The organism is Paenibacillus sp. 01L418 (assembly GCF_056400045.1).
This window is the reverse complement of record NZ_JBFTSN010000259.1, coordinates 1-9,195: the sequence shown is the minus strand read 5'-3', so window position 1 is coordinate 9,195 and position 9,195 is coordinate 1. Positions and strand designations below refer to the sequence as shown.

General features: G+C 46.0%; 9 protein-coding genes. 6 read left to right on the top strand and 3 right to left on the bottom strand.

The genetic code is table 11. The features are described 5' to 3' along the window. The 3 genes from AC1DSE_RS23845 to AC1DSE_RS23835 all read left to right on the top strand — a co-directional run. A partial coding sequence (locus tag AC1DSE_RS23845) for a beta-galactosidase (RefSeq protein WP_477528290.1) occupies positions 1 to 827 on the top strand: 827 nt, incomplete at its 5' end. A 199-nt stretch (positions 828 to 1,026) separates the two neighbouring features. Further along, positions 1,027 to 2,118 carry an LLM class flavin-dependent oxidoreductase gene (locus tag AC1DSE_RS23840; RefSeq protein ID WP_477511744.1) on the top strand — a complete coding sequence of 364 codons (1,092 nt, stop codon included), beginning with the start codon at positions 1,027 to 1,029 and terminating at the stop codon, positions 2,116 to 2,118. A 203-nt stretch (positions 2,119 to 2,321) separates the two neighbouring features. Further along, complete coding sequence (locus AC1DSE_RS23835; RefSeq protein ID WP_477511716.1) at positions 2,322 to 3,938, top strand: alpha-amylase family protein; 1,617 nt, start codon at positions 2,322 to 2,324, stop codon at positions 3,936 to 3,938. Here AC1DSE_RS23835 and AC1DSE_RS23830 read toward each other — a convergent pair. Then, the gene (locus tag AC1DSE_RS23830; RefSeq protein ID WP_477511717.1) at positions 3,925 to 4,905 is read right to left on the bottom strand and encodes a helix-turn-helix domain-containing protein; all 981 of its coding nucleotides are present in this window, start codon (positions 4,903 to 4,905) and stop codon (positions 3,925 to 3,927) included. The genes AC1DSE_RS23835 and AC1DSE_RS23830 overlap by 14 nt on opposite strands. A 67-nt stretch (positions 4,906 to 4,972) precedes the next feature. On the opposite strand from AC1DSE_RS23830, the gene AC1DSE_RS23825 reads away from it, so the two are divergent. From AC1DSE_RS23825 to AC1DSE_RS23815, 3 genes are all read left to right on the top strand, one after another. Next, positions 4,973 to 6,280 (top strand): family 4 glycosyl hydrolase, encoded by a 1,308-nt coding sequence (locus tag AC1DSE_RS23825; protein WP_477511718.1) that lies wholly within the window; start codon positions 4,973 to 4,975, stop codon positions 6,278 to 6,280. Between the two features lie 171 nt (positions 6,281 to 6,451). After that, a complete protein-coding gene (locus AC1DSE_RS23820) occupies positions 6,452 to 6,754 on the top strand; it encodes a chorismate mutase (protein ID WP_477511719.1) in 303 nt (100 codons plus the stop codon). Between the two features lie 49 nt (positions 6,755 to 6,803). Continuing rightward, a complete protein-coding gene (locus tag AC1DSE_RS23815) occupies positions 6,804 to 7,571 on the top strand; it encodes a DUF3891 family protein (RefSeq protein WP_477528289.1) in 768 nt (255 codons plus the stop codon). A gap of 69 nt (positions 7,572 to 7,640) precedes the next feature. Here the strand turns inward: AC1DSE_RS23815 and AC1DSE_RS23810 are convergent, their stop codons facing one another. Together AC1DSE_RS23810 and AC1DSE_RS23805 are read right to left on the bottom strand one after the other, a co-directional pair. Then, positions 7,641 to 8,765: a Ger(x)C family spore germination protein gene (locus AC1DSE_RS23810; RefSeq protein WP_477511721.1), complete on the bottom strand. Its 1,125-nt coding sequence runs from the start codon at positions 8,763 to 8,765 to the stop codon at positions 7,641 to 7,643. Continuing rightward, positions 8,762 to 9,195, bottom strand: a 434-nt coding sequence (locus tag AC1DSE_RS23805) for a GerAB/ArcD/ProY family transporter (protein ID WP_477528288.1), incomplete at its 5' end; no start/stop codon positions are given. The genes AC1DSE_RS23810 and AC1DSE_RS23805, both read right to left, overlap by 4 nt.

Here is a 9,195-nt window from a genome sequence, read left to right as displayed (position 1 = left end):
CTGTAATGGTCAGCAACGAGGCTTTATCTGCAATGGAATGGTTTAAGCTTCCAGATGGAAAAACCTACAATGATGTTGTTCGCGCACTTTATGACGAATTGTACAAGCTTAACGTCGAGGTCGATTTTATTCAGCCGACCTGCACCCATTTGGATAAATACAATATGATTGTCGTACCAGCGCTTTACGCTGCCCCTTCAGAGACTTTGGAGCGATTAAATGAATTCGTACGAAGCGGAGGACATGTGGTTTATACGTTCAAAAGCGGATTCRCCGACGAGGTCGTTAAGGTACGTACTTCACAGCAGCCCGGTATCATACAAGCAGCTTGCGGCATATCCTATAGCATGTTCGTAACGCCAAATCATGTCGGGTTAAAAGGGGCACTGATCGATCAGAGTAACGAGACGAAAGAGGTTGAAGCGTGGATGGAGCTTATCACGCCAACAACTGCTGAAGTGCTGGCTTATTATGATCATGCGCAGTGGGGTGAATATGCAGCGATTACAAGAAATAACTATGGAAAAGGAACGGCTACCTATATAGGATGCTTGCCTAGCCCTGCTGTTGTAAGACGTGTGCTATGCGGGGCTTTGCAGAATGCAGGTCTTTGGGGCGCAGAGCAAGAGCTTGTTTTTCCAATCATCGTGAAATCGGGCTTGAATACTAGCGGAAAGCATATACGATATTATTTCAACTACTCAAATGATGCCGTTACATTTGACTACAAGCATCAGGACGGTACTGAGCTGTTGAATGGTAGTAAAGTTACAAGTGGACAACAGCTGGAGCTCGCACCATGGGGCTTTCTCATCATATCAGCCTAAATAGTAGGAACCTTCCGATCACTTTTACTGTGATTTTGAAGGTTCTTTTGTACTTTGTAAGAGATTTAGGCGGGCTTCATGCTCTTGATCTTGACGCAACTTAATAACTTATGTATCATTACTTACGTAAAGTAACTAGGTCGGCGAACAAAATATGTACTCTTGCCTTGGATATAAATATAGGAAAGCGGTGTTTGACATCAACGAGAAAATACAACAAGTTGCTCAGTCTTCAAAGGAACGAGCAGATGTGTTCGAGTTTGGCATTTACACATTAGGTGATATAAGTACTGATCCTATCAGTAGAGTATCGCCGAATGCGAGAGAGCGTTTGAAGGAAATCGTCGCAGCTGCCAAGCTTGCAGATGAGGCGGGCATTGATGTATTTGGAGTGGGTGAGCATCATCGCTTGGACTTCGCTGTTACATCTCCACCTGTTCTGCTTGCTGCAATCGCGCAAGCAACGAAGCGGATTCGGTTAACGAGTGCAACGACGGTGCTTGGAACCTCAGATCCAGTTCGAGTATTCGAAGATTTCGCCACACTTGATTTGCTCTCGGATGGACGCGCGGAAATTATTGCGGGACGCGGAGCGTATATAGAATCATTTCCATTGTTTGGGTATGAGCTTGAGAGCTATAAGGAGCTCTTTCAGGAGAAGCTTAATCTGCTGCTTGCATTAAATGAAACCGAGCATATCACTTGGAATGGAAAATATAGAACGCCGCTGCTGAATGCTGAGATTGCACCTCGTCCAGATCAGGCGAAGCTGCCTGTATGGGTCGGTGTCGGCGGTACACCTCAGAGCGCGGAGCTCGCAGGAAGCCATGGCCTAGGAATGGCCCTTGCCATCCTTGGCGGAGATCCAGCTCGTTTTAAACCGCTTGTAGACGTATATCGTGCTGCTGGTGTTCGCGCAGGCTATAAACAAGAAGAGCTAAAAGTAGCGATCACAAGCCATGGTTATATTGCCAACTCGACTGAGCAAGCGAAGGATGAATATTATCCTTATTATGCTCATTATGTAAGCCAGTTCATGGGAGGCAAGCAGAGGGGCGAGTCGATGGCACGCGAGCAATTCGAACAATTGGCAAGTCCAATCAATGCGCTGGCTGTTGGCAGCCCGGAAATGCTTGTTGAGAAAATATTAGCGCAGCATGAGCTCTTTGGTCATCAGCGCTTCATGGCTCAGTTTGATATTGGCGGCATTCCGTTCTCAAAGGTAGCGGCTTCCATTGAGCTGCTGGCGACGAAGGTTGCGCCAGTTGTGCGCAGAGAACTAAGCAAATAAAAGATTGCTAAGTCAGATTAATAGTGAATATGAAGACTGTTCAATGCCATGAAGTGGCGGCGGCAGTCTTTTTTTATGTTATTGGATGTCCCATTTGGTTCATTATTTTTTCGTGGTACGACTCATTTCGTTATTCAAATTGCTGGCAGCGAATACTATACTCGGTTTTATAGAACGATGTTCAAATACGGGAGGCGCTCACGATGGAGTTTTTAGATCTATTAACCAATCCGGACAATGTTGAAATGGAGTGGGAAGAGGGATGGGTTCGCGCGTCATTCCGTTCACGAGAATGGCATGCAGGCGAAACCGTCATTTCATTTGAAACGATGGCTAATCGTATGGCCGTTCGATTAAGTGCAGGCCAGACGCCAGTTAGGCGGCTTCATCTGAGATGGCAGCGAGAACTGGACAGTGGGGGCATTCGTGTTCTGGGTGACCAATGGGAACGAGGTTACGGTGATTTGGAATGGCGGGGGTTAGTTGCTGAGCGTGAAATGCCTTGGTATTTCCTGTTGTCAAAAGGGGGACGTACGCATGGTTATGGCGTAGAGACCGGTACAAGCTCCTTTTGTTATTGGCAAGCGGATGCAGGCGGAATTAGCCTGACACTTGATGTTCGCTGCGGTGAAGCGGGAGTGCTGCTTGGTGATCGAACGCTCGAGGCTGCGGTCATTGTAACGAGAGAAGGTGCGGAAGGCGAATCGGCATTCGGTGCGGCAACGGCTTTTTGCAGAATGATGTGCAAGCAGCCGATTCTGCCTTCACAGCCTGTGTATGGGGGAAACAACTGGTATTATGCCTATGGGAATAGCTCGACAGCTGAGATAATCGCAGATTCAGAGCGCGTGTCAGATTGGTCTTCTTCGGTCGATAACCGTCCGTTTATGGTCATTGATGACGGTTGGCAGCTCTGCAGCGGCGGGGGCAGCTGCAATGGTGGGCCTTGGGAACCCAATTATCAGTTTTCTGATATGCAGAAGCTGGCCAGCGATATGAAAGGAATCGGGGTTCGTCCTGGCATATGGTGCAGACCGCTATTAGTCGCAAACAGTGTGCCAAATCATTGGAGAAGATATGGTGGCCACAATGTGGGCAGCATCTATTTGGACCCAAGCGTTCCTGATGTGCTTGACTATGTAGGCAATGAAATTCGCAAGCTGCATGATTGGGGTTACGAACTGATTAAGCATGATTTTTCCACTTTCGATATTTTTGCCAAATGGGGCTTTGAAATGGGCGCATCAATGAGTAATCATGGTTTAGCTTTTGCTGATCGCACGAAGACGACGGCGGAAATTATTGTCGCTTTGTATAAGAAGATTGCAGAAGCTTCAGCGGACAGTTTAATTATTGGCTGTAATACAGTAGGGCACTTAGCAGCGGGCTTGGTTGAAATTCAGCGGACCGGTGACGATACTAGCGGTAAGGAGTGGGAGCGTACACGTAAAATGGGTGTCAACACGCTTGCTTTCCGCATGCCGCAGCATGACACTTTCTTTGCGGCTGATGCGGATTGTGTTGGCTTGACCGCCGATGTCCCTTGGCATTTGAACAAGCAGTGGCTGGAGCTATTGTCCGAAAGCGGAACACCGCTGTTCATTTCCGCAGACCCAAAGGCGGTTGGCGCGGAACAGGAAGCAGCGATTCGCAAAGCGTTCGAACGAGCGTCTAAACCGCTGCCACCGGCTGAACCGCTGGACTGGCTTGATGATCGCTGTCCGTCCCGTTGGCAGATAGCCGGAGAGGCGCGGCATTTCAATTGGTATGCTGAACGAGGCGTACAATTGAATGAGCGTCCTGAAGTTATTCTGAGGTAGCAGAGGGAACGGAGCTGGATAAATGACCAGCATGAGGCTCCACCTCAAGCGGCGTTAAATAGCTTATCGTTGATTTATGCTGTCTTCGATAGGCGCCAGGCGTTAATCCTGTCCATATGGCGAACTGCCTAATAAAGCTTTGCACATTCTCGAATCCGATTCGGAATGCGATTTCTTCAAGCGGTATGTTTCGCATGACAAGCATATGCATCGCCTCCTGCTGTCTAATGATCGATAAATATTGACGAGGCGACATGCCGTACGCTTGTTGAAACAAACGGCCGGCATGTCTGCGGCTAATGCCTGTCTTGGCTGCGATGGTTTCAAGCCAGTTGCTCGTTGAGGAATCTGTACCGAGCTCATTGAAGGTGCTGATGAGCGCCTCAATTTCCCTCGCGATCCGATCAGCAAGCGGCTGCTCATTTGGTTCATTGATGGAGAGTAAGGCTTCGCTCTGCACGAACTCCTCCAAATGCACCAGCATTTCATTACAAAGCATAAAGACGCGGTGAGCAGAAGGATTCTGCTGCAAGCAGGAAATAAGTGCTTTTAGCAGCGGTTTCAAACGTTCATTGAGCGGATGGTCTCTCGCAAATAAATACTCTCCGCAAGCTCGAAAGGCGTAGAGCAGCTTGCTGTCCACATTTTGCAAATGAAGGACAAAACCGTGCATCGTCTGCTGATCGGGAACAATAAAGTCATGCAGCTTCATGGGGGGAATGAGAATAATATCACCTTCATGCTGCGTGAAGCTCTCGTTTCCAATACGAGCGATTTGATCGCCTGTTAGGACAATATTGATCTCCAGCATCCGATGATGCAGATGTAAATCGCATACAGGGCCTTGGCCGGCTTCGAACGTACGCATGCCGTATAGGATAAGCTGTTCTTTATAATTAGGAAATGATTGGTTGAGGGCAGGATTAAGATTGCTCATCATAGCTCCTTTGTAAACGGAATTATTCATACCTTTATTATCTCTCTTACCGCTCAACAATAGCAATCCAAAGACAACCGAGAGGAATGAGACTATCGTGAAAATCGTATTGATAGGCGGAGGAAGCTTCGTATTTGCGCCAACAGTACTCGAAGATATTATCGTAAAAGAGAGGCTTGCAGGCTGTGAGCTTGTCCTTGTTGATCCAAATCTGGATGCGGCTGAAGGGATGGCAGCAGCTGCAAGAGAAATAGCAAGGCAGCTAAAGGTAGACATGCTTGTGACTGCAACGGTAAACAGACGAGAAGCGTTAACAGGTGCGGACTTTGTTATCGTATCCGCCTCGGTTCAAGGTGCACGCCGTTGGCAAATCGATTTTGATATATTACATGCATTAGGGATGGCCGATCAAGCAAGGGAATGTGGCGGCATGGGGGGCTTGATGAATGCTTTCCGGTCCATTACGCTGATCATGGATATTTGCCGTGATATGGAGGAGTTGTGTCCGCAGGCGTGGATTCTGGATGTAACGAATCCAATGCCTCGTGTCGTAACGGCAGCAGCACGTTATTCATCGATTCGCATAGCTGGATTTTGCAATATTGCGTATCGGGGTGCTGAGGGCTACACATTTTTGCCAAAGCTGCTCGGCAAATCGGCCTCTGAGGTATCTATCGTAACTGCTGGACTTAATCACTTTGCATGGGTGATGGAAATAAAAGATAGCCGCACGGGTGAGGACCTTCTGCCTAAGCTTATCCAATATATTGAAGAGGAGAACTGGTCTGATCAAGATGAAGAGACGCAGCGCGAGCTTCGTATCACTAAGCGATGGCTGTGCGAGTATGGTGCAGTCGCGGCTGGCCACGTCGATCATCATGCGGAATATCTTCCTTATCAAGAGGACATTCATTATACGACAGCACCTCCATATCATGGGTCGCTCGAAGAACGCAGCAGACGCTTGGAAGAGCTGAAGCAGATTGGTGCAGGCAAAATGCATTATGATCGTTTATTTGACCATGGCAGCTGGGAGCATCCAGTAGCGCTTGCTCGAGCGTTGTATACGGGCAGCGAACTTCAGATTGATATTTTGAACGTTAAGAATGATGGCGCAATACCGGGTCTGCCCTCAAAGAGAATCGTAGAAATACCAGTAACCGTATCAGGCGGCATGATTCATCCGGTAGAGGTTCCAGCATTCCCAGAGCCGCTGCTTCAATTGTGCCGTGTTATTTCGGATGTTCATGAGCTTGTCGTTGAAGCAGCAGTGATGGGCAATGTCTCTATTGCGAAGAAAGCGATAGACGCTGATCCGGCTATTGAAAATAAAGAGGCTGCATATCAAGCTTTGGAGCAGATGCTCGAAAGCCATGCTGATTTACTGCCACAGTTTCATTCGTAATGTCTTCGCGAAATAAAACGATAGAAATGTTCAAAGGAGAGCTGCTTCTTAGAAATAAGGCGGCTCTTCTTTTTATTGTTCTGGAACTTACATCCGATAAATGCGAATGCACATAGCCGCTGAGTGATGGAGATGGTACAATTATAGGAAAAAGATTTAAGGGAGAGACGCATGGAAGTTTCTAGACTAGATGAATTAAGACAAGCGATCGATCAAATCGATCACGACATCATTTCCTTGCTAGCAAGGCGGTTTCAATTAACGGAAGAAGTGGGTATGTACAAAGCAGCAAATCATCTCGCTGCACAAGACCTGAGCCGTGAAGCCAAACAATTTGATAAAATAAAGAAACTTGCAAGCAGCCATGATTTAAATCCAGAGACAGCAGCTTCTATTTATAGATGCTTAATGGATGTTGTTATTTCACGGCATAAGGAAATTGAGCAGGTTAATGCGCTGAACAATCGTGAATAGCTAATATAGAAATACAATAGTAATCAACTACTGTGTGACGAAGAAAGGGATGGAAACGATGATTTTATATGAGAAGGAAGACGCATTCATATTGATTGCACAACATGATCATGCGAGAATATCCGGAGATCTTGTTTCTGCCTGGCAGAGCCAGTTATTTCATAGTGAGGAACGAAAAGATGAATTAGCTTACGCTGCATATGAGCATGACAGCAGCTGGATTGATTTGGACCGTATCCCGCTTTGGAATGATGCAGCAAATATGCCGTTTTCGTTCCGCGATTTTCCAGGCAACATCCGCTTTTTCTTCTATTCAAAAGGTTTGGATCATGTTCAGAAAACGAGCGAATACGCCGCTTTGCTTGGCAGTATTTTGTATACGACGCTTGCTGAACGGTTCAGAAATGAGGATACAATTACGTTTGTAGAACGTGAATTTGCAAGACAAAGCGCGATCATCGAGCGACTGCAGCTGGATGTTAGTTTGCTTCAGCTTCATGCGAAAGCGCTGCTGCTTTGTGATGAGCTGTCGCTGTTTGTATGTATGGAGCAGCCGGGAACGCCTCGAAATCAATATGAATGGTTTGATAATGGGTTTCCCTATTGGTTCGATCGTACGGGACAAACCTCATTGATCGCGGATTGGAAGGATGAAACGACCATCCAATTGAATCCATTCCCTTTCGAACATGAGGTGGAGACTTCATTATCTTATAAAGAAGTAAGCAAGGCGGACATAGCTGTTTATGGGATCGCAGAAGCTTATCAGCGTGCAGAGCTGCTTGAGCATAAGATTCGTTTTCAGCAAGCGCTATAGGAATAGTCATCGCTAGAAAGAAGGATACCGCATACTTGCCGGTATCCTTCTTTTTTAATCCCTCGATACTTACTTAACAGGCCCCATTGAAGTGATTTCTAAATCTACCTTTACACGCACTTCAGCATTCGCAAATGCTTCACTCCAATGATCCTCTACCTTGCAAAATTTCTCGTATTCCTTTGCTCTTGCATACACTCCAAGCCCTATGGGATCGATTTTATGTTTTTGCAGTTTCTCGATAATGCTCGTAAATTGCTCCTGCATGAGAACAGCAACCTGTTTTTCCAGCTTTTTATCATCCTTCTCTACATTGAAAGGGAATAGATGCTCGGAGAGACCGACCCTTGTCTTCACGTGGATATCAAACTTGAATTTATTGTTTTCATAGGTAGTTTTGATTTTTGTTTTTACTTTGGCGCCAGTTAGGCTCAAAATATTCGTTTCGAATGGCCCGTTTACGGGTTCACCGGGAATAGGATAGGACAAGCTGAAGCCCGGTGCCGCTTGTTTCTGCAAAATGCTTAGCATGATCGTTTCTTGGGGGCCCAATGAAAGCTCATATTTGCCTTTCGGATTCAGCAAAGCGGAACCTTTCAGCCTAACCTGATTATTGACGATCTTCACTTCTGCAATGTAAGGCGTTAAGCCTTTATCATAAAACTGCCTGTGAAATTCTTGGGCGGTCGTCGCATACGTTTCCGATTTTATCGATTTGGTGTCCACCATGCCTCTGAGCAGAATAGGAAGCAGCGGCTGATCAGGAGGATTTAGTGAAAATACCTCATCTAAAGAGCCATCAACAGCAATAACTCTGTCGGTTACTGTGTTTCTTGCATCACGAAACAACACATCAAGCATTGGAAACCAATCCTCGTAACTCAGAAAATGTCTGCCAAGGAGAATCACTTGGTAATTTCGACCTTGGATGGAGCCGCTTGATTGCGAGTCTTGAATCGCTTTGGATTGCCGAAGCGAATTAGCGCTTCCTGATGTTTCTTGACTCTTTTTCTTTATGTTTTTGCTGAAAACAGGAGCGGAAGAATAAAAATGAAATTTCTCATTTTTATCTAGGTCCATGCCAAGAGCAAGCGGTGTTGCCGCATTTTCTAAATACAGCTGATCCCCGCAGGCGGATGCAGTAAGGCAAATCGTAATGAACAAGCAACATACAAAAAAGAGGCGCAGCTTCATAGATCAGCCCTCCGGTGTATTCGTTTGTAAATGACCATGTATATCAGCAGTAGACTAGGGAGTATATATTCCATCCCAAAACCAAACCAAGTAAGCCATAATTCAATTTGATCGCTTTGCTTGAATGAGGGGAGGTGAATAAAAGTAGCTATCGCAAGAATAATGCACAAGATACGTAATGGGATACGATGGCTGCTTAGCCCGAAAACCTTGCTTATGCAAAAAGAGACGATATACATAGACGGAATCCAAACGAGTGAGAAGACGAACAAATAAAACGCGATGAAAGGCACCTCAATCCGTTCAATAAAGCGAAATTCAATTGTTTTGAGAATACTGATGATTGGATCATTATAAAGTGTGATTTCATGGGGACTGAAGTAAATGAAGCATATGATTGTAATAAATAGATGTACAGAAAGGGTAATTG

Bases quoted from the DNA above. Each gene is read 5' to 3' on its own strand.
- AC1DSE_RS23835 (WP_477511716.1), top strand. From the start codon at position 2,322: ATGGAGTTTTTAGATCTATTAACCAATCCGGACAATGTTGAAATGGAG.
- AC1DSE_RS23830 (WP_477511717.1), bottom strand. From the start codon at position 4,905: ATGAATAATTCCGTTTACAAAGGAGCTATGATGAGCAATCTTAATCCT.
- AC1DSE_RS23820 (WP_477511719.1), top strand. From the start codon at position 6,452: ATGGAAGTTTCTAGACTAGATGAATTAAGACAAGCGATCGATCAAATC.
- AC1DSE_RS23815 (WP_477528289.1), top strand. From the start codon at position 6,804: ATGGAAACGATGATTTTATATGAGAAGGAAGACGCATTCATATTGATT.
- AC1DSE_RS23810 (WP_477511721.1), bottom strand. From the start codon at position 8,765: ATGAAGCTGCGCCTCTTTTTTGTATGTTGCTTGTTCATTACGATTTGC.